Origin of the sequence: Nocardioides solisilvae, from assembly GCF_003194625.1 — a bacterium.
Lineage (GTDB): Bacteria > Actinomycetota > Actinomycetes > Propionibacteriales > Nocardioidaceae > Nocardioides > Nocardioides solisilvae.
In genome coordinates, this window is the sequence record NZ_QHKX01000003.1 from 486,781 (window position 1) to 513,070 (window position 26,290).

Sequence of the window (26,290 nt, forward strand, 5' to 3'; positions counted from 1 at the left end):
GCTGACCCCCGGTCGCACACGCTTCGGGGGGACGATGCAGGTACCGCAGCACCACCGCTGGGTGGTCGGCGCCTGCGCACTCGCCGTGGTCCTGCTCCGGCTGCTCGGCCTCGGCCAGTCGCCAGGCGCCGACGAGGCGGGCTTCATGCTGGTCGCCCAGAGCTGGGACCCCGCGCCGGACTCCGTCTACGGCCACTACTTCGTGGACCGTCCGCCGTTCCTGCTGCTCGTGCTCAAGGTGCTGGGCGCGGTCGACGGCACCACCGCGGTGCGGCTCGCCGGCGCGCTGGGCTGCGCGCTGACCGTGCTGCTGGCGGCCGGGGCCGCGCGGACCGTGGCGGGCGGGCGGGCGCCCCGCTGGGTCGCCCTGTGCACGGCCGCCATCCTGGCCAACCCCCTGATCGACCCCGTGGACGTCAAGGGCGAGGTGCTCGGTCTCCCCCTGCTGATGGGCAGCTGCTGGCTCTCGCTGCTCGCGCTGCGCCGCGAGACCGGCCGCCGGGCGTGGCTGCTGGCGCTGCTCGCCGGGGTGACGGGCTCGCTGGCCGCCGGCCTCAAGCAGAGCATGGTCGGGGCCCTGGTCTTCGCCGGGGTGCTGCTGGTCGCCTCGCTGGCCACCGGGCGTCTCGGGTGGTCCTCGTTCGCCCGGCTGGCGACGGCCGGGCTGGTCGGCGCGGTGCTGCACCCGCTGGCGACCGTCGGGTGGGCGCTGTGGGCGGGCGTCGAGCTCGACACCCTCTCGTACGCCGTCCTGGGGTTCCGCGCCGACGCCAACGCCGTGCTCGAGGCCAGGCCCTCGTCGGCCAACGAGTGGCGGGCGCTGGTCCTGGCCCTCGTGGCGGTCTTCTCCGGCGTCGCGGTCGTCCTCGCCTGCTTCGTCGCCGTGCTCCCCCGGCTCTGGCGGTCCAACCCGGCCCTCACGGCCGCCATCGCGGGCATGGTCGCCTGGGAGCTGTGGGTGATCACCGCCAGCGGCAGCTTCTGGCGGGACTACCTCTTCGCGCTGGTGCCGGCGACCGCGCTGGCGGTGGCCGGGGCCTGCGGGGCGCTGGAGCGGGGAGCCCTGCTCGTGCCGGTGCCGATCCTGGCCATCACCGCCTCCAGCCTGGTCTGCGCCACGATCTGGGTGGCCGCCGACCCGGGCTGGATGGGCAGCGCCAAGGAGGACGACACCGGGCAGGCGATCGCCGAGGTGGCCGAGCCCGGCGACACCCTCACGGTCTTCGGAGGGCGCGCGGACGTCCAGGCGACCAGCGGCCTGCCGTCGCCGTACCGGCACCTGTGGAGCCTGCCGATGCGCACCCTCGACCCCGACCTCGAGGAGCTCCTCGCCCTGGTCGAGGGCCCCGACGCGCCGACCTGGCTGGTGGAGGTGGCGCACTTCGAGGTCTGGAACAGGCCCGCCGGCGCCCGCCTGCGGGACGCCGTCGAGGCGCGGTACGACGTGACCGTGCCGGGGTGCGGGATGGCGCAGCGGATCTGGCACCTCTCCACCGCCGACCGGGCCGAGCCGCGGCCGCGCTGCTGACGGGCTGCTGACGGGCTGCTGACGGGCTGCAGACGGGCTGCCGACCGGCTCAGCTGCGGCCGTCCTCCTCCTGGGCCCGGCGCAGCGCGACCGCGTCGTCGCGGTCCTCGGGCATCCAGGTCGCGGGCAGCACGTCGAAACCCGCCGCGCGGGAGGCGGCCACCACCTCGGGGTCGTCGTCGACGTGGACGACGACCTCGGCGTCCCGGGCGATCCGCCGCAGCTCGGCCACCTTGAGCACCCGGGCCGGCCGGCGGTCCCGGGCGGGCCGCAGCCGCAGCTCGCCCTCGGGCAGGCCGTGGCGGCGGAACCACTCCTCGGTGTCGCGCCGGCACTGCTCCGGCCGGCCCGACAGGTAGACGATCCCGTAGACCTCGGCCAGCCGCCGGACCACCTCCAGGCCCTCGGCCAGCGGCGGGTCGTGCCGGGCGGCCGCGAAGAAGGCGCCCCAGTCCTTGGGCGACTCCCGGACGTGGTGCAGCCGGTGCCGGACGTCGGCGAGGACGCCGTCGATGTCGACGACGGCGACCTGGCGGCCGGGGGCGGGCTGCTGGCGGGGGGCGGGCACGCGCCCACCGTACGGCGCAGCGGCCCGCCACCCCGGTCGGGGTGACGGGCCGCTGCGGTGCTGCGGTGTTGCTGGGTGCTGCTGGGTCGTGCGGGCGCTCAGTGACCGTGACCGTGGCCGTGGCCGGCCGCGGGGGCGTCGTCCTCGTCGGCGGGCTTGTCCACCACGAGGGTCTCGGTGGTGAGCAGCATGCCGGCGATCGAGGTCGCGTTGACCAGCGCCGAGCGGGTCACCTTGACCGGGTCGAGCACGCCCTGGGCGACCAGGTCGCCGTACTCCTCGGTCGCGGCGTTGTAGCCGTTGCCGACGCCGAGCTCGCGGACCTTGGTGGTCACGACGTAGCCGTTGACGCCGCCGTTCTCGGCGATCCAGCGCAGCGGCTCGTCGGCCGACTTGCGGACGATCCGGACGCCGACCGCCTCGTCGCCGGTGAGGCCGAGGCCGTCCTCCAGCACGGAGACGGCGTGCACCAGGGCGGAGCCGCCGCCGGGGACGATGCCCTCCTCGATCGCGGCGCGCGTCGCGGAGACGGCGTCCTCGATCCGGTGCTTCTTCTCCTTCAGCTCCACCTCGGTGGCGGCGCCGACCTTGATCACGCAGACGCCACCGGCCAGCTTGGCCAGGCGCTCCTGCAGCTTCTCGCGGTCCCAGTCGGAGTCGGTGTTCTCGATCTCGGCCTTGATCTGGTTGACCCGGGCCTCGACCTCGGACGCCTCGCCGGCGCCGTCGACGATGGTGGTGTTGTCCTTGGTGATCACCACGCGCCGGGCCTGACCCAGCACCTCGAGCCCGACCTGGTCGAGCTTGAGGCCGACCTCGGGGGCCACGACCTGGCCGCCGGTCAGGGTCGCGATGTCCTGCATCATCGCCTTGCGGCGGTCGCCGAACGCCGGGCTCTTGACCGCGACCGCGTTGAAGGTGCCGCGGATCTTGTTGACCACCAGGGTCGAGAGCGCCTCGCCCTCGACGTCCTCGGCGAGGATGAAGAGCGGCTTGCCGGCGGCGATGACCTTCTCCAGCAGGGGGAGCATCTCGGAGACCGAGGAGATCTTGCCCTGGTGCAGGAGGATGTAGGGGTCGTCGAGGACGGCCTCCATCCGCTCGGGGTCGGAGACGAAGTAGGCCGAGATGTAGCCCTTGTCGAACTGCATGCCCTCGGTGAACTCCAGCTCGGTGCCCATGGTGTTGGACTCCTCGACGGTGATCACGCCGTCCTTGCCGACCTTGTCGAACGCCTCGGCGAGCAGCTCGCCGATGTGGGCGTCGCGGCTGGAGATGGTGGCGACCGACGCCATGTCCTCCTTGGACTCCACCTCGCGGGCCGCCTCGCGCAGCGCGTCGCCGACGGCCTCGGCCGCGGCGTCCATGCCCCGCTTGAGGCCCATCGGGTTGGCCCCGGCCGCGACGGCGCGCAGGCCCTCGTGGACCATCGCCTGGGCCAGGACCGTGGCGGTCGTGGTGCCGTCACCGGCGACGTCGTTCGTCTTGGTGGCGACCTCCTTGGTGAGCTGGGCGCCGAGGTTCTCGAACGGGTCGTCGAGCTCGACCTCGCGGGCGACGGTCACGCCGTCGTTGGTGATGGTGGGGGCGCCCCACTTCTTGTCGAGGACGACGTAGCGGCCCTTGGGGCCGAGGGTCACCTTGACGGTGTTGGCGAGCGCGTCGACTCCGCGCTCGAGGGCACGACGGGCGTTTTCGTCGAACTCCAGGATCTTGGGCATGTGGACTCCTATGCGGTGGCCGGGAAAGGGTTCCGCCCGGGCGTCATCGGAGCAGGTCGCCGGGGCGACCGCTCGTCATGACGACCGGGCGGAAGGAGGTTCAGGAGACGATGGCCAGCACGTCGCGGCTGGAGAGGATGAGGTACTCCCCGCCCGAGTACTTGACCTCGGTGCCGCCGTACTTGCTGTAGATCACCTTGTCGCCCACGGAGATGTCCATGGGGATGCGCTCGCTGCCGGCGTCGCCGAAGCGGCCGGGGCCCACGGCCACGACCTCGCCCTCCTGGGGCTTCTCCTTGGCGGTGTCCGGGATGACCAGGCCGGAAGCCGTGGTCTGCTCGGCGTCGAGGGGCTTGACGACGATGCGGTCCTCGAGGGGCTTGATGTTGACCGACACGATGTCGACCTCCACTTTCTCCACGTAGCGGGCGCCCGCAGGGGGCGCGGACTGTCTGGGACCTCGCTGCCGACCAACGCCGTCGCGGGGGTCGCGGGCCGATCACGAGTGTTGGCACCCTCGGGTCGAGAGTGCCAGTGGAAACGTTAGCACTCCCCCTGATCGAGTGCCAGCGCCCTCCTCCCCTGCCACACTGGCGCCCGTGGACCTGGAGACCTTTCGCTGGCTGCTGACCGACGACGGCCAGCGGCTTCTCGACCGGGCCACCCACGCGTACGCCGACGCCGAGGGCGACCCGCTGCGCGCCACCGCCGCCGTGCGGCGCACCGAGCCCGACGCCGACCGCGCTGCCGCCGCGCTGACCACCGTGCAGCTGCGGGTGCGCGCGGTGCCCAAGATGGGCGAGGACGCGGTGCGGATGTACTTCACCCCCGACGCGCTCGAGCAGGCCACCCGACGCCGGGTGGCCGACCACCGGGCGGCCCGGCTCGCCGCCGCCCGCCCCGCCTCCGTGGTCGACCTCGGCTGCGGCATCGGCGGCGACCTCGCGGCGTTCTCGCGCGCCGGGCTGGTCAGCGCGGGCGTCGACCTCGACCCGGTCCGCGCCGCCATGGCGGAGGCCAACCTCGCCGCCCTGGGGCTGGCCGGCGCCGTGATGTCCACCGACGCCACCGAGCTCGACCTCGGCGCCTTCGGCGCGGTCTTCGCCGACCCCGCGCGCCGGGGGGCCCGGGGCCGGGTCTTCGACCAGGACGGGTGGACCCCGCCGTGGTCGTTCGTCGAGGAGCTGCTGACGGGTGGCCGCGCCGCCGCCGCCGTGGTCAAGGTGGCGCCGGGCATCCCCCACGACCTGGTCCCCGAGGGCGTCGAGGCGGAGTGGGTGAGCGACGACGGGGAGGTCAAGGAGGCGGCCCTGTGGTCGTCGTCCCTGGCCACGACCCAGCGGCGGGCCACCGTGATCTCCGGCGGCGGGCTCGCCTCGCTCACCGCCGAGGACGACCCGTACGACGGCCTCGAGCGGCCCGTCCGGCCGCTCGGCCAGCACCTCTACGAGCCCGACGGTGCGGTGATCCGAGCCGGCCTGGTGACGGCGGTGGCCGCCGGGGTGGAGGGCGGGCTGCTCGACCCGCACATCGCCTACGTCACCTCCGACAAGTCCTTCCGCAGCCCCTTCATGCGTGCCTACTACGTCGTCGACGAGCTCCCCTTCCGCGAGAAGCAGCTGCGAGCGGCGCTCGTCGAGCGCAACGTCGGGCCGATCACCATCAAGAAGCGAGGCGTCGACGTCGTCCCCGAGCAGCTGCGCAAGCGGCTGGCCCTGACCGGCGACGAGGAGGCGACCGTGGTGCTCACCCGGGTCGACGGCGTCGGCCGGGCACTGCTGGTCCGTCCCTTCTGAGGGCCGGGCGGGAGCCGGCCGCTCAGCAGCCGCGCCGGGCCACGCCCGGCACGCGCACCGGGAGCCGGCCGGGCGCCCGGTCGCGACCGACCAGCACCCGGACCACCGCCCGCATCGCAAGCGGGGTGTCGCCGTACGCCGCGAGCTCGACGCGCGAGCGCGAGCGGGCGAGCACCCAGGGCGCCTCGACGGCGACCGTCACGGCGGCCGGCACGGCGCGGCCGCCGGGGCGGAGGAAGGCCACCCGGGTGCCGCCGCGGCCCACCCGCAGGCCCGCCGCGCGCGCCGCCGGCACGAAGGCGCGGACCGCCCGGGCGTCCCCGGCCGGGGTCACCCGACGCCCGACGAGGCGGCCGCTGCACGGTCCGGTCGCCACGGTGACCGCCGCCCGCGACCACGCGGCGGCCGCGCGCCGCGCCGTCCCCGGCGGGGCACCCCGCGCCGCGCGGTGGTGCAGCAGCAGGGCGACCTGGCGGGCGGCGGCCTGCTCGAGCCGCCGGCGCGGCAGCACCCCGGCGCGGACCGCGCGCACCACCCCGGCGTGGGCGCGCGACACGTCCTCGGGCATGAGCAGGACGTCGGCGCCCGCGCGCAGCGCCCGCACCGCCACCCGGTCGGCGGGCTGGCGGGCGACCGCGCCCATGGCGAGCGAGTCGGTGACCACGAGGCCCTGGAAGCCGAGGTCGCGGCGCAGGAGTCCGTCGACCACGCGGCGCGACAACGACGAGGGCACGCCGGGGTCGACGGCGCGGACGTCGAGGTGGCCCAGCATCACCGCGGAGGCGCCGCCGGCGACCGCCTCGGAGAAGGGGCGCAGGTCCCGTTCCCGCAGACGTGGCAGCGGGACCGTCTGCCGGGGCAGGGTGTGGTGGCTGTCGGCACGCACGGAGCCGTGGCCCGGGAAGTGCTTGAGCGGGGAGACCAGGCCGGCGTCCGCGAGGCCGCGCGACGCGGCCAGCGCCTGGACGGCCGCCTGCGCCGGTGAGGAGGACGCCGAGCGGGCCCCGATCGTGGGGTCGGCGGGCCCGATCGTGACGTCGGCGACCGGGGCGAAGACGGCGGTGAACCCCAGGGCCCTCAGCTCGCGGCCGCTCGCCCGCGCGACGTCCCGGGTGAGCCGTGGGGTGCGCGCGGCCCCGGAGGTCATGAAGCTCGGCAGGCGGGTGACCCCGCGGTCGAGCCGGGCGACGGCACCGCCCTCCTGGTCCACGCCGACCAGGAGCGGCCAGCCCCGGTCGGCCGTCGCCCGGCGCAGCGCCCGGTTGGTGCGCCGCACCTGGGCGGGCGAGACGACGTTGTCGCCGAACCAGATGACGCCCCCGAGGTGGTGGCGGCCGACCAGCCCGGTCGGCGCCCGGGTGCCCGACCACGGGGCGACGATGACCTGGCCGGCCAGCTCGCGCAGCGTGAGCCCGGCCACGAGGGTGGCCGCCGCGTCGAGCTCCCCCGCCGAGGGGCCCCACCCCTCGACCAGGCCCAGGGCGGAGGCGGGGTCGGCAGGATCAGCGGCGGTCGGGTCGGAGGGAGCGAGGGCGGACGGCGGTGCGGTCGGGCCGGCGTCCGTCGCGCCGTCGGGCGCGGCTCCGCTGCACGCGGCCAGCGCGGCGGCCACGGCGTACGTCGCGAGGACCCGGAGCGCGCGCATGGGGAGCGAGTCTAGGGGCGTCCGGGAGGGGCGCCGAACGGCGTCCGCACGCGCAGATCGGCCCGCCCCCTGAGGGGCGGGCCGACCTTTCCGGACCACTCAGGCCTCCGCGCGGGCGACCTTGCGCGAGTGGGCGAGACCGAGCAGGCCCAGGACCAGGAACAGTGCGGCTCCAACGAAGGCGGCGATCGCGGCGTAGCCGGCGATGGTGCCGATCGTGGCGAAGGCGTATCCGTAGAGGAGCAGGCCACGCAGGGTGTTGCCCATGAAGAGCGACTCGCGCAGGTCCATCCAGGCCTGGGCGTCGGCGGTCTCCTCCTCGGTGGCGTCGGGGTTCTCCGCGACGGCGGCCATCTTCTCGCGGCCGATGCTGGAGGCCTGCTCGTAGGTGACGGGGTCGCCGTCGTTGAGCGCGGCGCCCTGGCCGTTCATGTGCGCGAGGATGTAGTGGTCGGAGTACGCCTTGGCGGCGGGACCGTTGTCGAGGGTCTCCCCCGCGAACTCCTCCAGCGCCTTGCCGTCCGCCTCGCTGATGGCGCCGCCGGCGACCTGGCCGTCGATCGCCTCCTGGGTCGGCATGGTGATGTCCTGCGCGGAAAACTGCTCCTCCACCTGGTCGCCGATGAACATGTTGGCCCAGGTCAGCAGTCCGCCGGCCACGAGCAGTACCAGGGCCAGCAGGAGGCCGATCCCGGAGAGGACCTTGTCGAGAGTGGCACGCATCGTCTTGCTCCTTCTTGTTCGGATGTCCGGCCCACTCCGGATCATCAACTACTACGGAGAGTAGTAGATAACTACTACGTCAAGTAGTAGACCGCGGCGATCCCCCGGGAGACGCCGCTCACACTCTCCGCCCACCCACCCTTCGCGGACGGATATGTGGTTGACAATAGTGTGTGTGACACACCATTGTGTGATGCATGGACGACGACCTCCTGGGCGGCCACCTGCAGGAGCTGCGACGCGGCACGGTGGTGGTCGCCGCCCTGGCCACGCTGCGTCGCCCCACCTACGGCTACGCCCTGCTCGAGCGGCTCGCGGAGGCGGGGTTCCCCGTCGACGCCAACACGCTCTACCCGCTGCTCCGGCGCCTCGAGAAGCAGGGGGTGCTCACCAGCGAGTGGAACACCGAGGAGGCGCGACCGCGCAAGTTCTACTCCGTCACTGCCGACGGCGCCGCCCTGCTCGAGGCCCTGCTCGACGAGTGGCAGACCCTCCACACGTCCATCGGAAAGCTCAGGTGATCGCATGCACTCCTTGACCGACCGCTACGTCCATGCGGCCACCCGCACCCTCCCCGAGGAGCAGCGCGCCGACGTGGCGCGCGAGCTGGAGGCCGGCATCGCCGACCGGGTCGACGCAGTCCTGGCCGAGCGGCCCGACCTCGGACCGACCGAGGCGGAGCGCCGTGCGCTGGTGGAGCTCGGCGACCCCGACCGGCTCGCCGCCGGGTACGCCGGCTCCCCGCTGCACCTGGTCGGACCCGCGCTCTACCCGGCCTACGTCCGCACCCTCAAGGGCGTCACCGTGGTCGCGGTGCCCACCGCCACCGCGGCTCTCGCGGTGATCGAGGCGCTGGACGGCGCCGGCTGGGGCGGAGTCCTGGGGCGTGCCGCCTGGATGGCGTTCACCCTCACGGTGCAGATCGCCTTCTGGGTCACCCTCGCCTTCGCCGTCGTCGAGCGCAGCGACGCACCCGCCCGGCAGGCCGAGGGCCTCGGCGTCGGGGAGTGGGACCCCGACAGCCTCCCCGCAGTGCCGGCGGACCGGGCCTCCCTGGGCGAGGCCGTCTTCAACGTCGTGTGGCTCGGCCTGCTCGCCGCCGCGATCGGCTGGCAGCACCTCTCCTCCCCGCTGTGGCGCGACGGCGAGCGGGTCCCGGTGCTCGACCCCGACCTGTGGAGCTTCTGGCTCCCGCTGGTGCTGGTGCTGCTCGTCGTCGAGGCGGCCTTCGAGGTGGTCAAGCACGCCGCGGGTCGCGGCTGGACCCGCGGTTTCGCCGCGGCCAACACGGCCCTGGGGGCGCTCTTCGCCGCTCCGGTCGTGCTCCTCGCGGCCGAGGGGCGGCTGCTGAACCCGACCGCCGTCGCTGAGATCCAGGAGGGCTGGTCCGGCTTCGACCCCGGCACCGTCCACACCGTGGTGCTCCTCGCCGCGGTGGGGATCTGGGTGTGGGACTCGGTCGAGGGATGGCGCCGGGCGCGCTCGGCCTGAGACGACCGTCGGTGCGCGGTGCGTGCGGTGCGCGGTGCGTGCTCGGAGGCCGTGGCCGCGGGTCGCGGCCCCGGCCCCGCGGCCTACGACCTCAGCGCCACTCGAAGGTGGGCAGTACCGAGGCCATCAGCTCCTCGCGCTCCCGCGGCGCCGCGTCCTTGGCGAAGTCGAACCGGATCGTCACGTCCATCCCCTCGTGGCTGACCCCGAGCTGCTCGCGCCAGTTGGCGCCGTTGGGTCCGGAGATGTGGTAGAACTCCACGCCGTCGAGCACGACGTTGTCGAGGGCCTTCACCTTCCCGGGCTCCGGGCGCACGCTGATCGCGTTCTGGGCGAGCTCGTCGGGCGTCATCGGCCCGTTCAGCTGACCGTAGGTGTCGACCCGGGTGGCCAGCGAGACGGACGTCGGCTGCCGCCGGTGCGCGGCGAGCTGCAGGAAGTCCAGCTCGGTGTCGTAGCGCCACCCCTTCGGCCCCCGGAGCCGGGCCAGCTCGGTGGTCAGGTACTTGCCAGAGGCCGGCTCCACGCCGAGGTCCGCACCCGGCAGCCCCGCGTCGGTCCCCGACCCGTCCTCCGCGTCGTCCTCCTGGCCCGACCCGTCCGACGGCGACTCGCTCGCCCCGTCCGACGCGCTCACCGTGGGCTCGTCGGCCGAGCCGCCCCCGTCCGCGTCGTCCCCGCACCCGACCAGCACCAGGGAGGCCAGCACCGCCCCCACCAGCGCAGCCAGCGCCTTCCGCCCGAGCCTCGACCGCACGTTCTCCGCCTCCCGCCGCCTCGCCGGGCGCGAGCGCGCCCGTCGGCGTCGACGCCGGTGCGTCGACGCGGACGACGATAGCGACTCCGGCCGAACCGTCCCGACGCGCGGCGCTGGCCGTCCCGCCGACGTGCACGGGGTGACGCGCCGCGGGTAACGTCGCGGCGTACCGGATTTTTTCGACTTCCTGCGGCCAGGAGGTGTAGATCCCCACGAAGCGGGGAATGACGGCCCGCAGGAGTCGTCTCGTGGGGGAAAGGTAGGACATGACGCAGGAACAGGTGCTCGCACAGACCGTGGCTGCGAGCGTGGGGCTGGGTCCCGTCGGAGTGGCCATCGGCGCGGCCGCCGGGCTGGCCCAGGCCGTGGCGACGGTCGACGCCGTGATGGCCGAGCTCGAGCGGGCCTCCGACGACCTCAAGGCGGCCGGGATGGCCGAGGTCGGGGTCAACGACTTCGGTGCGTCGTGGGCCGGCACGAACCTCGGCACGCACGCGCAGAAGGCGCAGCAGAACGTCATCCAGCAGCTCGACCAGCTCTCCGCGGGCCTCGCCCAGTACAAGGAGGACCTGATCGCGAGCGCGAAGGACTGGCAGGACACCGACGACACCGTCGCCCAGCCGTTCGTCGCCATCAACTCGATGACGTCGTGCGTCGCGGAGGACTTCACCTCCGACTCCGGCCGCAACCTCGACAACCAGTGCCTGCCCGGGGAGGACCGCTGATGTCCCGCTACCAGCGTTCGCGGCTCGAGACCGCCGTCCAGGGGGCCAAGCGGGGCAAGCTCAGCGCCGCTGCGACGGACTGGGGGAAGAAGGCCCAGGTGATGGCCGAGGTGGCGGAGTCCCTCGCCAAGTTCGGCCCCCAGATGGAGGCCCTGCCGATGGTCAAGACGGGTGCGGCCGTGAAGACCGCCTTCCTCGAGACGTCGCAGGACATGACCAGCCGTGCCGAGATCCTCCAGCAGGGCAAGGAGGCCCTCGAGGCCGCCCGGGAAGCGCTCTGGAAGGCCGAGAGCAAGCACAGCTCCCTGGCCGGGAACGCCCCGACGGCGCCCGGCGACTTCGTCGCCAACCCGGAGTGGGACGACGAGACGCGGATCGCGAAGGAGGGCGACCACAACAAGGCGGTCTCCGACTTCCAGGCCGCCGAGGCGGCCCAGGAGGAGGCAGCCCGCGAGGCCGTGGAGGCGCTCACCACCGAGCTCAACGCGTCCGCCCAAGTGATGAAGAGCATCCACGGCGAGCCCGACCCCACGCCCGAGGGTCCCTCCGCTCCCAGCCAGCCGACGACGCCCTACGTGCCGACCGGACCGGGCGGCAGCGGCGGCGGCAACGGTGGCGGCGGCGGCGGCGAGAACAACAACCCCGGCAACAACAACAACGGCGGGGGCAACAACAACAACAACGGCGGCGGGGGCGAGAACAACAACGGCGGCGGCGGGGGCGAGAACAACAACGGCGGCGGCGGGGAGAACAACAACGGCGGCGGGGGCGAGAACAACAACGGCGGCGGCGGCAACAACAACGGCGGCGGGTGGACCACCCCCACCCCCACCCCCGGCGGACCGGGCGTGGGCGGCGGAGAGGCGGGTCCCGGAGGACCGATCACCGCGGGCCCCGGGTTCGGCGGCGGCGCGGTGCCCTCGCCCGGTGCCGGTGCGCCCGCCGGCGGCGCGGGCATGGCCCCGCTCGTCGGACCCATGGGCGGCGGAGCCGGCGGCGCAGGTGGGGCTGCCGGCGCCGGAGCGCGGGGCGGCGCGGCCGGCAACGTGCGGCCGATCGGATCCACCACGCGGGCTGCGGCCGGCGGCACGCTCGGACGGGCCGGCTCGGTCGGCTCCACGTCGGCCCGTGGGGGCGCCGCAGGTGCCCCTCGGGGCGCTGCGGCGGGTGCCGCCTCGACCGCGCGCGGCGGAGCGGCCGGCGGCGCACGCGGTGCGGCGGCCGGCGCCAGCGGTCGGGCGGGTGCTGCCGGCGCCAGCGGACGGGCGGGTGCTGCCGGCGCCTCCCGGGCCGGGGCCGGAGGGCGCGCAGGTGCCACGGGCGCCGGCGGGCGCGCAGGTGCGACGGGCGCCGGCGGGCGCGCGGGTGCGACGGGCGCCGGCGGGCGCGCAGGTGCGACGGGCGCCGGCGGGCGCGCAGGTGCGACGGGCGCCGGCGGGCGCGCGGGTGCGACGGGCGCCGGCGGGCGCGCAGGTGCGACGGGCGCCGGCGGGCGCGCAGGTGCGACGGGCGCAGCGGGACGGGCAGGAGCCGCGGGTGCCGCAGGGCGCGCGGGCGGGTCGGCCGGACGTCCCGGCGCCGCCGGTGCCACCGGCGCGGCCGGGCGCCAGGGCGCTGCAGGTGGCGCGGCCGGGAGCGGTGGCAGCCAGCGCGGCGGCAAGAAGGACGCCGCGGAGCGCGACCACCTGCTCACCGAGCAGGACTGGCTCGACGACGAGGGCGTGGCGCCCAGCGTCCTGGACTGACGCAGCGTCCTGGACTGACCCAGCGTCCTCGACCGACGCGGCCTCGCTCACCGACGAGAGCAGCACGACGCCCCGGGCCCCGACGGGCCCGGGGCGTCGTGCGTCGCGGCGCGGACGCGGGCGTCGGTCAGGCCACGACGGTGGTGATCGGCTGGCTCGAGTCGGCGGGCAGGTCCAGCGCCGACGGTGTGCGCCCCCGGGCCACCAGCTCGGCCCCGAGCGCCGCCACCATGGCCCCGTTGTCTGTGCACAGCCCGGGTCGCGGCACCCGCACCCGGATCCCCTTCGCGGCGGCCCGCTCCTCGGCCATGGCTCGCAGGCGCGAGTTGGCCGCGACGCCACCGCCGATCAGGATGTCGTCGATCCCCTGGGTCACGGCGGCGTCGATCGCCTTGCGGGTGAGGACGTCGCAGACCGCCTCCTGGAAGGAGGCCGCCACGTCGGAGACGTCGACCGTCTCACCCGCGCGCTCGCGGGCCTCCACCCAACGGGCCACGGCGGTCTTGAGCCCCGAGAAGGAGAAGTCGAACCGGTGCCGCTCGAGGTCGCGGCGCGCGGTGAGGCCCCGGGGGAAGTCGATGGCCACGCTGTTGCCGCTCCGGGCGGCGCGGTCGATGTGCGGGCCGCCGGGGAACGGCAGGCCGAGCAGGCGGGCGACCTTGTCGAACGCCTCCCCCGCCGCGTCGTCGATCGTGGCGCCCAGCGGCTCCACGCCCGTGGTCACGTCCTCGACGCGCAGCAGGCTCGAGTGGCCTCCGGAGACCAGCATGGCCAGGCAGGGCTCGGGCAGCGGCCCGTGCTCGAGCTGGTCGACGGCGACGTGCGCGGCGAGGTGGTTGACGCCGTACAGCGGCTTGCCCAGGCCCAGCGCGAGCGCCTTCGCGGCCGCGACCCCCACGAGGAGCGCACCGGCCAGCCCGGGGCCGCTGGTGACCGCCACCGCGTCGACGTCGGAGAGCCGGACGCCGGCCTTCTCGCAGGCGCGCTCCAGCGTCGGCACCATCGCCTCGAGGTGGGCGCGGCTGGCCACCTCGGGCACCACGCCGCCGAAGCGGGCGTGCTCCTCGACGCTGCTCGCCACCTCGTCGACGAGCAGGGTGTGGCCGCGGACGATCCCGATCCCCGTCTCGTCGCAGGAGGTCTCGATGCCCAGCACCAGGGGTCCGTCGCTCATGGGTCCATCCTCCTTCATCGGTCCTCCCCGGCCAGGTGCCGCTGCAGCACCCAGGCGTCCGACCCGTCGCGGTAGTAGCGGGGGCGCACGTCGATCCGCTCGAAGCCGTGGCGGGCGTAGAAGACCACCGCCGGCGCGTTGACCGCGCTCACCTCGAGCAGCACCCGCTCGGCACCGTCGGCGCGGACGTCGGCGAGCGCGGAGGACAGCAGCAGGGAGGCGACCCCGCGCCGCTGGTGGTCGGGCCGGACGCCGAGGCGCAGGAGCTCGGCGAAGTCGCCCATTCCGCCGGTCAGCGCGTGCCCCACGACGTCGCCGTCGAGGACCGCCACGCTCGCGCGACGGCCGGGCCCGTCCACGAGGGCGGTCCACGCCTCGGCTCCCCACGCCTCGGCACCGAAGAGCGCCGCCTCGAGGGCGACGACCTGCTCGAGGTCGCCGAGGGCCCAGGGGCGCGTCGTGGGCGCGCCAGTCACGAGACGGGCTTGGGGGCGTGCTGGGCGACCGCGTCGGGCCGCCGGAGGTAGAGCGGCTCGGGGTCGAGCAGCTCGGCCCGCTCCTCGACCACCACCCGGGCCAGCCACCCGGCGCTCGGCCGCGTCGGGCCCCCGGGACGCGGGAACGCCTCGGGGTAGAGCGCGGGCCCCTCCCCCACGACCGGCAGGTCGCTGGCGACCTCGGCGGGCTTGGTCACGACGGGTCCCTCGACCCGCACCCCGTCGTCGTACGAGGCGAGGTAGACCTCCTTGCGGCGGGCGTCGGTGGCCACCAGGAAGCGGCCGGCGACCGCGCCGGTCTCCACCGCCTCGACTGCCAGCACGTCGAGGGTGCAGACGGCGTAGACCGGCACCTCCAGGACGAGCCCCAGCGTACGGGCGGTGACGAGGCCGACCCGCAGGCCCGTGAACGGCCCCGGCCCGGCGCCCACGGCCACGGCGGTGACGTCCTGGCGGACGGCGCCCGCGTCGGCCAGCACCGCCTCGACCAGCGGGGCGAGCTGCTCGCCGTGCTTCATCGGACGCTCGGAGAGGCGCTCGGCGACGACGCGCTCGCCGTCGTGCAGGGCCACGGTGACCAGAGGGGTCGCGGTGTCGAAGGCGAGCAGCACGCCCCCGAGGCTACCCGTGGCCACCGGTACCCCTCAGGAGCGGACCCAGCGCAGCTCGACGACGCGCGGGTCCGGCTCGTCGGGGCCCGGGGCCTCGTCGGCCTCCGCCCGCTTGATCCGCACCTCGAGCCGGCGCTCGGCCAGCACCTCCGCCAGCCCCTCGCCCCACTCGACCACGGTGACCGCCCGGTCGAGGGACGCGTCGAGGTCGAGGTCGTCCAGCTCGGCCCCGTCGTGGAGGCGGTAGGCGTCGACGTGCACGAGGTCGGGGCCGTCGGCCAGGGAGGGGTGCACCCGGGCGATCACGAACGTCGGGGACGTGACGCCGCCGCGCACCCCGAGCCCCTCGGCCAGCCCCTGGGTGAAGGTGGTCTTGCCCGCACCGAGCCCGCCGGTCAGCACCAGCACGTCGCCGGCCTCGAGGAGCGACCCCACCGCGCGGCCGAGCCCCTGCATGGCCTCGCCGTCGGGCACGGTGTGGCGGGCGGGCAGGTCGGCCCGCAGCTCGAGGTACGGCGGGTGCTCGGCGTGCACGGCCAGGCCGTGGGCCTGCCAGAAGGCGACCGTCCCGGGCAGCTCGGCGCGCGCCAGCACGGCGAGCTGCTGCTGGGCCGCGCCCGCCGCGCGGGCCTCCCGCAGCAGCGCCGCGGCCACGCCGCGCCCCTGGGCCCCGGGCACGACCCCGAACCGGCGCAGGTAGAGCACCTCGTCGCGGGGCTCGAGGACCAGCGCGCCCACGGGACGGCCGTCGAGGCGGGCGAGCACGCCGCGCCGCCGTCCGAGCCGCGCGGCCAGCGCGTCCCTGTCCTCCAGCAGGGCGTCGGCAGGAGGATCGAGCGCGGGACGCGCCGCGAACGCGGCCCGCACCACGTCGAGCACCTCGTCGACGGCCTCGGCACCCACGCGCTCGACGACGGGGCCCGGCTCCGCACGGGTCACGACCCCGGCTCCTGCTGCTCGCGCTCCTGGGCCAGCTGCGCGGCCCGGCTGAAGAGCTGGTCCAGCTCCTTGTTGACGTCGTCGTGGCGCTCGAGAATCACCATGTGACCGGCCCCGACCGCCTCGAAGAGGTCGGAGCCGTGGATCCGGGAGTGGAGCTTGCGGCTGTGGCCGAGCCGGGTCATCTTGTCCTCAGTGCCGCAGATGATCGAGCACGGCGCGCGGGTCAGCGCCTCGAGGTGGTCGAAGTGGTCGAGGGTCGCGAAGGCGGGGTAGAAGTCGGCGACCACCTCGAAGGGCGTGCTGTCGATCATCCGGTAGACGAAGTCGACGTAGCTGCGCGGGACGTCCTCGCCGAAGGAGTAGGCGTCGGCGACCACCTGGGCGACGCGGTGGCCCGCGCTGCGGAGCCGGTCGACGACGAGGTGGCCCCGGTCCAGGACCCGCACGGCACGGCTGACGGCCCGGCCGCCGAGCCCGAGCGGGACCATCGGGAAGAGGATCCGCCCCGGGTCCAGTCCGCCGGCCGTCGTGGCGATCAGGGCGCTGCCCACCACCTTGTCGCCGAAGAGCTCGGGGAACTGCTGGGCGAAGGAGATGAGGCTCATCCCGCCCATCGAGTGGCCGACGACCACCACCGGCCCCGGCGCGGTGGTCTCCACCACGCGACGCAGGTCCCGGCCCAGCTGCTCGAGGGTGCAGTTCTCCCCCGCCGACCGGCCCGAGCGGCCGTGCGAGCGCTGGTCGTAGAAGACCGTGCGGACCAGGCCACGGTAGGCGGCCCGCTGGAAGTGCCACGAGTCGAGGTTGAGGGTGTAGCCGTGCGCGAAGACGACCGTGAGGTCGGGCTCGACGTGGCTGGCCGGCTCGTCGACCTCGACGTGCAGGTCGACGCCGTCGTCGGCGACGACGCGCAGCCCCGGCGAGCGCAGCGACCCCAGGGGCACCTCGTCGCCGGCCCCGCGGCGCGCGATCATCCGCTGCTGCTGCACCATCCGCGCCGCCCCGCCGGCGGCGGCCATGCCGAGGGCGCCCGCGGCGATCCCCCACGCCTTGCGTCCGAGACTCATCGTGCACCCGCCCCGTCGACGGAGCCGCCCACGTGGCGGCGGACGAGCCGCCCGCCCACCCGGGTCACCACCTCGTAGCTGATGGTGCCGACGGCCTCGGCCCACTCCTGGGCGGTCGGCTCGCCGGAGCTGCCGGGCCCCAGCAGCACGAAGGGCTCCCCCGCGGCGGGCCGGTCCCCGTCGAGGTCCACCATCAGCTGGTCCATGCAGATCCGGCCGCGCAGCGGGCGGCGTCGTCCGGCGACCCAGACCTCGGCGCCCGGGCTGGCCGCCCGCGGCACGCCCTCGGCGTACCCCACCGGGACCAGCCCGAGGGTGGTGTCGCGGTCGGCCACCCACGCGTGGCCGTAGGAGACGCTGGAGCCGGCCGCCACCTCCTTGACCATCGCGAGGCGCCCCTGGACGGTCATGGCCGGCACGAGGCCGAGGTCGGGGAGCAGCCGGGCGGTGTGGCCGGGCGCGGGGTCGAGACCGTAGACGGCGAGGCCGCAGCGGACCAGGTCGTGCCGGGCGGCGGGCCGGAGCAGGGCCGCCGCGGAGTTGGCCAGATGACGCACCTCGGGCTCGAGCCCCGCCTCCTCGGCGACGGCCAGCGCCTCGGCGAAGACCGCCTCCTGCGCGGCGTTGGCGGGGTGGTCGGGGTCGTCGCTGGCCACGAGGTGCGACCAGAGGCCGGTCACCCGGACGCGCCCGGCGCGCTCGTGCCCGCGGGCGGCGGCGACCAGCCCGCTCCAGTCGGCGGGGGTCGCCCCGCCCCGGGCGAGCCCGGTGTCGATCTTGAGCTGGACCCGCGCGGCACGCCCGACCCGGTCGCCGGCGGCGGCGACCTCCTCCAGCTGGGCCACGGAGTAGGCGGAGACGTCGACGTCGGCGGCCACGAGGTCGTCGTACCGCTCGCCGGGGACCGCCAGCCAGCACAGCAGCCGGCCCCGGTCGCCGGCGGTCCGCAGCGCCCGGGCCTCGTCGAGGGTCGCGACGCCCAGCCAGTCGGCCCCGGCCTCGCGCGCCGCCCGGGCGACCTCGACCATGCCGTGGCCGTAGCCGTCGGCCTTCACCACGGCCATGAACGCCGCGGGGGCGACGTGGCGGCGCAGCAGCGCGACGTTGTGGCGCACGGCGTCCAGGTCGACGACTATCTCGGCGCGCGCCGGGGCCGTCGGCTCAGTCATGCGTCGATCCTCCCACCTCGGACCGGAGGTCCCGCACGACGCTCGGCAGGGCGTGAGCCACGTCACCTGCCACCAGCGGCCCGCCCGCGGAGGCGGTGCCGGCCGCGGCGCCGTGCAGCCAGGCCCCGACCGCGGCGGCGTCGAAGGGCTCCAGCCGGGCGGCCAGCAGCGCGGCGACGAGCCCGGTGAGGACGTCGCCGGCCCCCGCCGTGGCCAGCCACGGCGTGCCCGTCGGGTTGCTGCGGACCCGACCCCCGGGGTCCGCCACGAGGGTGCGTCGGCCCTTGAGCAGCACGACGGCGTCGAGGCGGCGGGCGGCCTCCCGCACGTGCCGCAGGGGCGCCGACTCCACGGCCTGGCGGTCGGTGCCGAGCAGCCGGGCCAGCTCGCCCGCGTGGGGCGTGAGCACGAGCCGACCCGCCAGCGCGGCCAGGTGACCGGGATCCTGGTCGGCGAGGTGGGCGAGGGCGTCCGCGTCGACCACCACCGGGACCGGGTCCCCGGCTCCGGCGTCGGGGTCGGCGTCGGCGTCGGCGTCGGCGTCGGCGACCGCGTCGGCGACCGCGTCGGCCAGGGTGGCGGCGAGCGCGTCGCGCGCCCCCTCGCCGCCGCCGGCACCCACGCACCAGGCCTGCACCCGCCCGGCCCCCACGACCTCGGGGAACGCGGTCCGCACGCGGTCGGCGACCGCGTCTGGCCCGACGTACCGGACCATGCCGGCCAGCCCCGAGGCCGCGCCGGCGACGCAGAGCAGGGCGGCCCCGGGGTACTGCGGCGACCCGGCGCGGACGCCGACCACGCCGCGCGTGTACTTGTGGGCGTCCGGGGCCGGGACCGGGAGCAGCGCCGCGACGTCGGCCGCGCAGTACGACGTGAGGGCCGGCTCCGGCAGCGCCAGGCCCAGGTCGACCAGGTGGACGGCGCCGCAGGCCGCCGCGGCCGGGTCGACGAGGTGCGCGGGCTTGTGGGTGCCGAACGTGACCGTCAGGTCGGCCCGCACGTGGGGCCCGGGGGTCTCCCCGGTGTCGACGTCGACCCCCGAGGGCACGTCCACCGCGACCACCGGGACGCCCTCCAGCAGGGCCAGCAGCCGGACCACCCCGGGGTCGAGGCCGGGCCGCCCGCCGATGCCGACGACCCCGTCGACCACCACGTCGAGCGACAGGCCGCGGTCGCGGAGCCCCGTCAGCGCGGCCCCAACGTCGTCGGGCTCCACCACGCGCCCGCCGGCCCGGCGCAGCGCAGCCAGCCCGGCCGGGTGCAGCCGCCCGGCCGCCGGGACCGCCCACACCGCGGCCCCGCGGCGGGCCAGGCTCGCCCCGGCCCACAGCGCGTCGCCGCCGTTGTCGCCCGGTCCGACCAGGAGCAGGACCCGCCGTCCGCGGGCACCGCCCAGGAAGCCCACGACGGCGGCGGCCAGCCCCGCGGCCGCACGCGCCATCAGGGCACCCTCGGGCAGCCGCGCCAGCAGCACGGCCTCGGCGGCCCGGACCTCGGCGACCGGGTGCGCCCCGCGCACGTCAGCCCTCCAGGACGACGACCGCGGAGGCGATCCCGGCGTCGTGGGAGAGCGAGACGTGGACGCGGTCGACCCCCAGCTCGGCCGCGCGGGCCGCGACCGTGCCGCGCAGGTCGAACCGCGGGCGGCCGGTCTCCTCCGAGACGATCTCGGCGTCGTGCCAGGCCATCCCGACGGGGGCGCCGAGGGCCTTGGCCAGCGCCTCCTTGGCGGCGAAGCGAGCCGCCAGGGAGGCCGGGGGCCGGGATGCCTCGGCGGGAGTGAAGAGCCTCTCCCGCAGCCCGGGGGTGCGCGACAGCGAGGTCTCGAACCGCGCGACGTCGGCGACGTCGATCCCCACCCCGATCACCGCCACGCGCCGCCTCCTACTCGACCGTGACGGACTTGGCGAGGTTGCGCGGCTGGTCGACGTCGTGACCCATCGCGGTGGCCAGCTCGCAGGCGAAGAGCTGCAGCGGGACCACGGCGACCAGCGGCTGCAGCAGCACCGGGACCCGGGGCAGCCGGATCAGCTCGTCGGCGTAGGGCTCGATCGAGTCGTCGCCCTCCTCGGCCAGGCAGATGGTGCGCGCCCCGCGGGCCCGCACCTCCTGGATGCCGCTGAGCATCTTGTCGTGGAGCTGGTCGCGGCCCCGGGGCGGCACGATGCACAGCACCGGGAGCCCCTCCTCGATCAGCGCGATCGGCCCGTGCTTGAGCTCGCCGGCCGCGAACCCCTCGGCGTGGATGTAGGCCAGCTCCTTGAGCTTGAGCGCACCCTCCAGGGCGACCGGGTAGCCCGCGTGCCGGCCCAGGAAGAGGACCGACCGGGTGCCGAGGTGCTGGCGGGCCAGCGCGTGGACCTGCTCGCGGGCGTCCAGCACGGTCTGGATGTGGGCGGGCATCTCGTCGAGCTGGTCCAGCACCTCGCCGATCTCGTCGCCGAAGCGGGTGCCCTTGACCTGCGCCAGGTAGAGCGCCAACAGGTAGCAGGCCACCAGCTGGGTGAGGTACCCCTTCGTCGAGGCGACCCCGATCTCGGGGCCGGCGTGGGTGTAGATGACGCCGTCGGACTCGCGCGGGATCGTCGACCCGTTGGTGTTGCAGATCGCCAGGACCTTGGAGCGCTGCACCCGGGCGTGCCGGATCGCCTGCAGGGTGTCGGCCGTCTCCCCCGACTGGCTGATCGCCACGACGAGGGTGGAGTGGGTGAGGATCGGGTCGCGGTAGCGGAACTCGCTGGCCAGCTCGACCTCGACCGGCACCCGGGTCCAGTGCTCGATGGCGTACTTGGCGACCATGCCGGCGTAGAAGGAGGTGCCGGCCGCGATGATGATGATCTTGTCGATCTCGCGCAGCTCGCCGTCGGAGAGCCGCATCTCGTCGAGCTGGAGGAGCCCGGAGGCGTCGCGGCGCCCGAGCAGCGAGTCGGCCACCGCCCGCGGCTGCTCGAGGATCTCCTTGCGCATGAACCAGTCGTGGCCGTCCTTCTCGGCGGCGGTGAGGTCCCAGTCGACGTGGTAGCGGACACCCTCGGCCGGGGTGCCGTCGAAGCCGGTCACCTCGACGCCCTCGCGGGTGATCGTCACGACCTGGTCCTGGCCCAGCTCGAGGGCCTCGCGGGTGTGCTCGATGAAGGCGGCCACGTCGGAGCCGAGGAAGTTCTCCCCCTCCCCCAGGCCGACGACCAGCGGGGAGTTGCGGCGGGCCGCCACCACCCGCTCGGGGTCCTGGCCGTCGAGGGCGACCAGGGTGAAGGCGCCCTCGAGCCGCCGGCAGACGCGCTGCATCGCGGTGGTGAGGTCGGTGCCCGCGGCGACCTCCTGCTCGAGCAGGTGGGCGGCGACCTCGGTGTCGGTCTCCGAGAGCAGCTCGTGGCCGGCGGCCTCCAGCTCGGCGCGCAGCTGGGCGAAGTTCTCGATGATGCCGTTGTGCACCACGGCGAGGCGTCCGGCGCGACCGAGGTGGGGGTGGGCGTTGACGTCGTTGGGCGCCCCGTGGGTCGCCCACCGGGTGTGGCCGATGCCGGTGGTCGACTCCGGCAGCGGGGTCTCCTCGACCGCCTTCTCGAGGTTGGCGAGCTTGCCGGCGCGCTTGTTCCAGGCGACCGTGCCGTCGTGCGCCAGGGCCACGCCCGCCGAGTCGTAGCCGCGGTACTCCAGCCGTCGCAGGCCCTCCACCACGACGCCCTGCGCCTGCTTGCTCCCGACGTAGCCCACGATTCCGCACATGGGCGATGAGTCTAGTCGCGCCCCGCTTTGCAAGAATGCCCGACATGTCTGTTGCCGGCGACGAGTCCTCGCCGTACGTCGAGCTCGACCGCGACGCGTGGGCCTCCCTGGCCCCGGCGACCGACAACCCGCTCTCCGCCGACGAGATCGACCGGCTCCGAGGCCTGGGCGACTCCCTGGACCTGGGCGAGGTCGAGCAGGTCTACCTGCCGCTCTCCCGCCTGCTCTCGATGTACGTCGAGAGCGCCGGCCGGCTGCACCGCAAGCAGGAGGCCTTCCTGCACCGCCGCCACCCCCCGCGCACCCCGTTCGTCATCGGCATCGCCGGCTCGGTCGCGGTGGGCAAGTCGACCACCGCCCGGGTGCTGCAGCAGATGCTGGCGCACTGGCCCGAGCACCCGCACGTCGAGCTCGTCACCACCGACGGCTTCCTGCTGCCCAACGCCGAGCTGGAGCGCCGCGGCCTGCTGCAGCGCAAGGGCTTCCCCGAGTCCTACGACCGGCGGGCGCTGCTCAAGTTCGTCGTCGACATCAAGTCGGGTCGCGACGAGGTCGAGGCGCCGACCTACTCCCACCTGGTCTACGACGTGGTCCGGGACGAGAAGGTGGTGGTCCGGCGCCCCGACATCGTGATCGTCGAGGGGCTCAACGTGCTCCAGCCGGCCCGGGCGCTCGACGACGGCCGGCCCGGTCTGGCGGTCAGCGACTTCTTCGACTTCAGCGTCTACGTCGACGCCGCGACCTCCGACATCCGGCGCTGGTACGTCGAGCGGTTCCTGCGGCTGCGCGAGACGGCGTTCCGCGACCCCGGCTCCTACTTCAGCAAGTACGCCGGGCTCTCCCACGACGAGGCCGTCGAGGAGGCCGGCCGGATCTGGGACACCATCAACGGGCCCAACCTGCAGCAGAACGTGCTCCCCACCCGCAGCCGCGCGACCCTGGTGATGCGCAAGGACGTCGACCACTCGGTGCGCTACGTGCGGCTCCGCAAGCTCTGAACCAGCGGCCACACCAGGACGACCACCGTCGGCACCGCCGCCAGGGCGAACGCGACTCCCCCGTCGATGCCGCTCGCCGCGTTGACCCCGGCGACGCCGACGACGGCGAGCGCGGTCAGCGCGGTCATCGCGCCCCCGGCGTGCACCAGCACCCGACGGGCCGTGCCGTCCGGGGCCAGGGAGGCGGCCACCGCGAGCACGACCACCACGGCCAGCACCGGCAGGCCGACGAACCAGGCGAGCATGAAGGCGCCGAAGGCGTAGCCGAAGGTCTCGGTGGTGTCCTCCAGCAACCACGCGTCGACCACCCAGCCGGCGAGCACGAAGAACCCCGCCCCCGCGCCGGCGCAGAGCACCGGGAACCAGCCCTCGGCCCGGCCGGTGCCCCCCGGGGCGCCCCGCCGGGTGGGGTCGTGGACCCCGGGTGCGGCGGAGTCGGTGGGCGCGGCCGGCGTGCCGGGAGTGGCGGGCGTGGCCGGCGTGCCGGGCGTGCCGGGAGGGGGCTCGGGCTGGCTCATGCGCCCCAGCCTCGCGGCCGTCGGGCCGCCGCCGCATCCGCCGCCGTACTCACTCCCCCATCGCCCCGGACGTCATCACGCCGGGCCGCCTGGGCGACCGGCCCCGATGACGTTCCGCCGGGGCCAGGGCGGTGCCATACTGCGGCTCCGTTCCGCTGCGCGACGAGGAGACCCCGTGGACGTTCCCAGGCTGATCGCGTTCGTCCTCGTCCTGCTGGCGCTGGCCGCCTTCGGGTTCTACGTCGTCGCCCTGGAGCGCCGGTCCCCGTCCAAGGGGCGCGGGGGCAACGCCACGGGGGTCGACCACGCCACCAGCGCCCAGGACTTCCTCGACTGAGACCCGTTCGGGACGTCGTCACGCGGGGTCGCCCGGGCGACCGGCCCTGATGACGTCCCGCGAGCGAGCGAGCGGGCGAGCGGGCAAGCCGGGTGGGCGGGATGCGTCAGAGCGCGAGGCGCTGGCGCACGACCTCGGCGAGGCGGTGGGCGACCGCGTCGGCCTCGTCGCTCGTCGGGGCCTCCACCATCACCCGGACCAGCGGCTCGGTGCCGGAGGGGCGCAGCAGGATCCGGCCCCGGTCGCCCAGCGCCGCCTCCTCCTCGGCCACCGCGGCAGCGAGGACGGCGTCGTCGTCGGCGCGGGCCTTGTCGACGTCGGGGACGTTGACGAGCACCTGCGGCAGCCGCACCATCACCGAGGCGAGGTCGGCGAGCGAGCGGCCGGTCGCGGCCATCCGCTCCATCACGTGCAGCGCGGTGAGGACGCCGTCGCCGGTGGTGGCGTGGTCGCTGAGGATCACGTGGCCCGACTGCTCGCCGCCCAGCGTGTAGCCGGAGACCTTCATCGCCTCCAGCACGTAGCGGTCGCCGACCTTGGTCTGGCGCACCCCCACGCCGTGCTCGCGCATCGCCTGGACGAAGCCCAGGTTGCTCATCACGGTGGCGACGACGGTGTCGCGGGCCAGCCGGCCGGACTCCTTCATCCCCAGGGCCAGGATCGCGAGGATCTGGTCGCCGTCGACGACGTTGCCCTCGTGGTCGACCGCCAGGCACCGGTCGGAGTCGCCGTCGAGGCCGAAGCCGGCGTCGGCCCGGTGCTGGAGCACGGCCGCCTGCAGCGACTCGAGGTGGGTCGAGCCGCAGCGGTCGTTGATGTTGGTGCCGTCGGGCTCGGCGTGGATCGCCACGACCTTGGCGCCGGCGGCCTCCAGGGCCCGGGGGCCGGCCTCGTACGCCGCGCCCGCGGCGCAGTCGAGCACGACCGTGAGGCCGTCGAGCGGGGTGGCGATCGTGGCGACCAGGTGGGCGGCGTACTCCTCCACGGCGGTCGGGTGGACGGAGACCCGGCCGACCCCCGCGCCGGTGGGACGCGTCCAGGCCTCGCCCATCCGCTCCTCGATGGCGACCTCGATCGCGTCGTCGAGCTTGTGCCCGCCGCGCGCGAGGAACTTGATCCCGTTGTCGGGCATCGGGTTGTGCGAGGCCGACAGCATCACGCCGAGGTCGGCGCCGAGGGCGTCGGTGAGGTGCGCGACGCCAGGGGTCGGCAGCACGCCGAGGAGCAGCACGTCGACCCCGGCGGAGGCGAGGCCGGCTACGACGGCCGCCTCGAGGAACTGACCCGAGATGCGCGTGTCGCGACCCACGACGGCCAGCGGGCGCGTCGAGTCGTCGCCCTCGAACTGCTTCAGCTCGACGAGGACGTGGGCCGCGGACACCGAGAGGTCCAGGGCCAGCTCAGCGGTCAGATGACCGTTGGCCAGGCCCCGGACCCCGTCGGTGCCGAAGAGTCGCTTGGAGGACTCCACGGTGCAGGATCAGCGCTTGCTGAACTGCGGCGCCTTGCGCGCCTTCTTGAGACCGGCCTTCTTGCGCTCGATGACGCGGGCGTCGCGGGTCAGCAGCCCGGCCTTCTTGAGCGACGGGCGGTTGGCCTCGACGTCGACGGCGTTGAGGCAGCGGGCCACGCCGAGGCGCAGCGCGCCGGCCTGCCCGGTGATGCCGCCGCCGTGGATGCGGGCGATGACGTCGAAGCGGCCCTCGAGCTGCAGGTTGGCGAACGGCTCGTTCACGACCTGCTGGTGCAGCTTGTTGGGGAAGTACGAGTCCAGCGTGCGGCCGTTGACGGTCCACTGGCCGGTGCCGGGCACGATGCGGACGCGGGCCACGGCCTCCTTGCGGCGGCCGGTGGCCGCGGCGGGGGCGATGGTCGCCGGGCGCAGCGGCGCGTCGGCCGACGGGGCGGACTCGGAGCTGTAGGCGACGCCCTGCTCGTTGGTCTCGTAGGTCTCCTCGACCTCGGTCTGGGTGTTCTCGGTGGTCTCAGCCACGGTAATTCCTCACTCGTCCTTGAAAATTACTGGGAGACCTGGGAGATCTCGAACGGCTTGGCCTTCTGGGCCACGTGCGGGTGGTCGGGACCCGCGTAGACCTTCAGCTTCTTCAGCATCTGACGGCCGAGCCGGTTCTTGGGGAGCATGCCCCAGACGGCCTTCTCGATCGCCTTGCGGGCGTCCTTCTCCAGCAGCTCGCCGAACGGCGTGGCGGAGAGACCGCCCGGGTAGCCGGAGTGGCGGTAGGCCATCTTGGTGACCTTCTTGTTGCCGGACAGGGCAACCTTGTCCGCGTTGACGATGATGACGAAGTCACCCATGTCCATGTGCGGCGCGAAGGTGGGCTTGTGCTTGCCCCGCAGGAGGTTGGCGGTCTGGACGGCGAGGCGTCCGAGGACCACGTCAGCGGCATCGATCACGAGCCACTCGCGCTGGATGTCAGCGGGCTTCGGGCTGTACGTACGCACGGCGAGAACCTTCTCGTTCGTAGGGCCGGGCAGGAGGTGTCCTGACCGGTGGTGGAACCACGACCTCTGACGAACACTGCCCGGCT

General features: G+C 74.9%; 27 protein-coding genes. 8 read left to right on the plus strand and 19 right to left on the minus strand.

The annotated features are described in order from the left end of the window. Positions 1-34: 34 nt before the first annotated feature. On the plus strand, positions 35-1,528 hold the full coding sequence (locus DNK53_RS13635; RefSeq protein ID WP_162599945.1) for a hypothetical protein: 1,494 nt from the start codon (positions 35-37) through the stop codon (positions 1,526-1,528). Positions 1,529-1,577: 49 nt separating this feature from the next. On the opposite strand, the gene DNK53_RS13640 is transcribed toward DNK53_RS13635, so the two are convergent. The 3 genes from DNK53_RS13640 to groES form a co-directional block, all read right to left on the minus strand. After that, a complete protein-coding gene (locus DNK53_RS13640; protein WP_110182863.1) occupies positions 1,578-2,096 on the minus strand; it encodes a phosphatase domain-containing protein in 519 nt (172 codons plus the stop codon). Between the two features lie 98 nt (positions 2,097-2,194). Continuing rightward, the gene (gene groL, locus DNK53_RS13645; protein WP_110182864.1) at positions 2,195-3,817 is read right to left on the minus strand and encodes a chaperonin GroEL; all 1,623 of its coding nucleotides are present in this window, start codon (positions 3,815-3,817) and stop codon (positions 2,195-2,197) included. Between the two features lie 100 nt (positions 3,818-3,917). Continuing rightward, the gene (gene groES / locus DNK53_RS13650) at positions 3,918-4,214 is read right to left on the minus strand and encodes a co-chaperone GroES (protein ID WP_110183161.1); all 297 of its coding nucleotides are present in this window, start codon (positions 4,212-4,214) and stop codon (positions 3,918-3,920) included. Positions 4,215-4,416: 202 nt separating this feature from the next. Here groES and DNK53_RS13655 point away from each other — a divergent pair, with 202 nt between their 5' ends. After that, a complete protein-coding gene (locus tag DNK53_RS13655) occupies positions 4,417-5,613 on the plus strand; it encodes a class I SAM-dependent methyltransferase (protein WP_110182865.1) in 1,197 nt (398 codons plus the stop codon). Positions 5,614-5,635: 22 nt separating this feature from the next. On the opposite strand, the gene DNK53_RS13660 is transcribed toward DNK53_RS13655, so the two are convergent. Both DNK53_RS13660 and DNK53_RS13665 read right to left on the minus strand, forming a co-directional pair. Continuing rightward, positions 5,636-7,258, minus strand: coding sequence for a glycoside hydrolase family 3 N-terminal domain-containing protein (locus DNK53_RS13660; RefSeq protein ID WP_110182866.1), 1,623 nt, complete (start codon positions 7,256-7,258; stop codon positions 5,636-5,638). Positions 7,259-7,357: 99 nt separating this feature from the next. Next, positions 7,358-7,981 carry a hypothetical protein gene (locus tag DNK53_RS13665; RefSeq protein ID WP_110182867.1) on the minus strand — a complete coding sequence of 208 codons (624 nt, stop codon included), beginning with the start codon at positions 7,979-7,981 and terminating at the stop codon, positions 7,358-7,360. A 197-nt stretch (positions 7,982-8,178) separates the two neighbouring features. On the opposite strand from DNK53_RS13665, the gene DNK53_RS13670 reads away from it, so the two are divergent. Together DNK53_RS13670 and DNK53_RS13675 are read left to right on the plus strand one after the other, a co-directional pair. Continuing rightward, positions 8,179-8,502 carry a PadR family transcriptional regulator gene (locus DNK53_RS13670; RefSeq protein WP_110182868.1) on the plus strand — a complete coding sequence of 108 codons (324 nt, stop codon included), beginning with the start codon at positions 8,179-8,181 and terminating at the stop codon, positions 8,500-8,502. Positions 8,503-8,506: 4 nt separating this feature from the next. Then, a complete protein-coding gene (locus DNK53_RS13675; protein WP_110182869.1) occupies positions 8,507-9,472 on the plus strand; it encodes a permease prefix domain 1-containing protein in 966 nt (321 codons plus the stop codon). 91 nt (positions 9,473-9,563) lie between these two features. Here DNK53_RS13675 and DNK53_RS13680 read toward each other — a convergent pair whose 3' ends face one another. After that, positions 9,564-10,229: a hypothetical protein gene (locus tag DNK53_RS13680; RefSeq protein WP_110182870.1), complete on the minus strand. Its 666-nt coding sequence runs from the start codon at positions 10,227-10,229 to the stop codon at positions 9,564-9,566. A gap of 266 nt (positions 10,230-10,495) precedes the next feature. Here DNK53_RS13680 and DNK53_RS13685 point away from each other — a divergent pair, with 266 nt between their 5' ends. Together DNK53_RS13685 and DNK53_RS13690 are read left to right on the plus strand one after the other, a co-directional pair. Then, on the plus strand, positions 10,496-10,954 hold the full coding sequence (locus DNK53_RS13685; protein ID WP_110182871.1) for a hypothetical protein: 459 nt from the start codon (positions 10,496-10,498) through the stop codon (positions 10,952-10,954). Then, positions 10,954-12,699, plus strand: coding sequence for a hypothetical protein (locus DNK53_RS13690; protein WP_110182872.1), 1,746 nt, complete (start codon positions 10,954-10,956; stop codon positions 12,697-12,699). The genes DNK53_RS13685 and DNK53_RS13690 overlap by 1 nt, the downstream gene beginning before the upstream one ends. A gap of 127 nt (positions 12,700-12,826) precedes the next feature. Here the strand turns inward: DNK53_RS13690 and tsaD are convergent, their stop codons facing one another. The 9 genes from tsaD to glmS are packed head-to-tail and all read right to left on the minus strand — an operon-like array spanning position 12,827 to position 21,888. After that, positions 12,827-13,873 carry a tRNA (adenosine(37)-N6)-threonylcarbamoyltransferase complex transferase subunit TsaD gene (gene tsaD, locus DNK53_RS13695; RefSeq protein ID WP_110182873.1) on the minus strand — a complete coding sequence of 349 codons (1,047 nt, stop codon included), beginning with the start codon at positions 13,871-13,873 and terminating at the stop codon, positions 12,827-12,829. Between the two features lie 14 nt (positions 13,874-13,887). Further along, positions 13,888-14,349, minus strand: a complete 462-nt coding sequence (locus DNK53_RS13700; protein ID WP_162599946.1) for a GNAT family N-acetyltransferase — start codon at positions 14,347-14,349, stop codon at positions 13,888-13,890. Next, positions 14,346-15,005: a tRNA (adenosine(37)-N6)-threonylcarbamoyltransferase complex dimerization subunit type 1 TsaB gene (gene tsaB, locus DNK53_RS13705; protein ID WP_338041043.1), complete on the minus strand. Its 660-nt coding sequence runs from the start codon at positions 15,003-15,005 to the stop codon at positions 14,346-14,348. Before tsaB ends, DNK53_RS13700 begins: the two co-directional genes overlap by 4 nt. A gap of 9 nt (positions 15,006-15,014) precedes the next feature. After that, positions 15,015-15,920, minus strand: coding sequence for a tRNA (adenosine(37)-N6)-threonylcarbamoyltransferase complex ATPase subunit type 1 TsaE (gene tsaE, locus DNK53_RS13710; RefSeq protein ID WP_110182876.1), 906 nt, complete (start codon positions 15,918-15,920; stop codon positions 15,015-15,017). Then, positions 15,917-16,990: an alpha/beta fold hydrolase gene (locus DNK53_RS13715; RefSeq protein WP_110182877.1), complete on the minus strand. Its 1,074-nt coding sequence runs from the start codon at positions 16,988-16,990 to the stop codon at positions 15,917-15,919. The genes tsaE and DNK53_RS13715 overlap by 4 nt, the downstream gene beginning before the upstream one ends. Further along, complete coding sequence (gene alr, locus DNK53_RS13720) at positions 16,987-18,159, minus strand: alanine racemase (RefSeq protein ID WP_110182878.1); 1,173 nt, start codon at positions 18,157-18,159, stop codon at positions 16,987-16,989. The genes DNK53_RS13715 and alr overlap by 4 nt, the downstream gene beginning before the upstream one ends. Further along, positions 18,152-19,678, minus strand: a complete 1,527-nt coding sequence (locus DNK53_RS13725) for an NAD(P)H-hydrate dehydratase (protein WP_204163921.1) — start codon at positions 19,676-19,678, stop codon at positions 18,152-18,154. Before DNK53_RS13725 ends, alr begins: the two co-directional genes overlap by 8 nt. A 1-nt stretch (position 19,679) precedes the next feature. Next, positions 19,680-20,033 carry a holo-ACP synthase gene (locus DNK53_RS13730; RefSeq protein ID WP_110182879.1) on the minus strand — a complete coding sequence of 118 codons (354 nt, stop codon included), beginning with the start codon at positions 20,031-20,033 and terminating at the stop codon, positions 19,680-19,682. Positions 20,034-20,043: 10 nt separating this feature from the next. Beyond that, a complete protein-coding gene (gene glmS, locus DNK53_RS13735) occupies positions 20,044-21,888 on the minus strand; it encodes a glutamine--fructose-6-phosphate transaminase (isomerizing) (protein WP_110182880.1) in 1,845 nt (614 codons plus the stop codon). 44 nt (positions 21,889-21,932) lie between these two features. On the opposite strand from glmS, the gene coaA reads away from it, so the two are divergent. Beyond that, positions 21,933-22,886: a type I pantothenate kinase gene (gene coaA / locus DNK53_RS13740; RefSeq protein ID WP_239456531.1), complete on the plus strand. Its 954-nt coding sequence runs from the start codon at positions 21,933-21,935 to the stop codon at positions 22,884-22,886. On the opposite strand, the gene DNK53_RS13745 is transcribed toward coaA, so the two are convergent. Further along, a complete protein-coding gene (locus tag DNK53_RS13745) occupies positions 22,862-23,404 on the minus strand; it encodes a hypothetical protein (RefSeq protein ID WP_110182882.1) in 543 nt (180 codons plus the stop codon). The genes coaA and DNK53_RS13745 overlap by 25 nt on opposite strands. A gap of 175 nt (positions 23,405-23,579) precedes the next feature. Here DNK53_RS13745 and DNK53_RS17575 point away from each other — a divergent pair, with 175 nt between their 5' ends. Next, positions 23,580-23,741, plus strand: a complete 162-nt coding sequence (locus DNK53_RS17575; RefSeq protein WP_162599947.1) for a hypothetical protein — start codon at positions 23,580-23,582, stop codon at positions 23,739-23,741. 106 nt (positions 23,742-23,847) lie between these two features. Here DNK53_RS17575 and glmM read toward each other — a convergent pair whose 3' ends face one another. From glmM to rplM, 3 genes are read right to left on the minus strand one after another with little or no spacing between them, the layout of a single operon-like run. After that, entirely contained in the window at positions 23,848-25,212 is a 1,365-nt protein-coding gene (glmM, locus tag DNK53_RS13750) for a phosphoglucosamine mutase (RefSeq protein WP_110182883.1), read from the minus strand. Positions 25,213-25,221: 9 nt separating this feature from the next. Next, a complete protein-coding gene (gene rpsI, locus DNK53_RS13755) occupies positions 25,222-25,734 on the minus strand; it encodes a 30S ribosomal protein S9 (RefSeq protein ID WP_110182884.1) in 513 nt (170 codons plus the stop codon). Between the two features lie 26 nt (positions 25,735-25,760). Further along, positions 25,761-26,204 carry a 50S ribosomal protein L13 gene (gene rplM / locus DNK53_RS13760; protein ID WP_110182885.1) on the minus strand — a complete coding sequence of 148 codons (444 nt, stop codon included), beginning with the start codon at positions 26,202-26,204 and terminating at the stop codon, positions 25,761-25,763. Positions 26,205-26,290 lie beyond the last annotated feature (86 nt).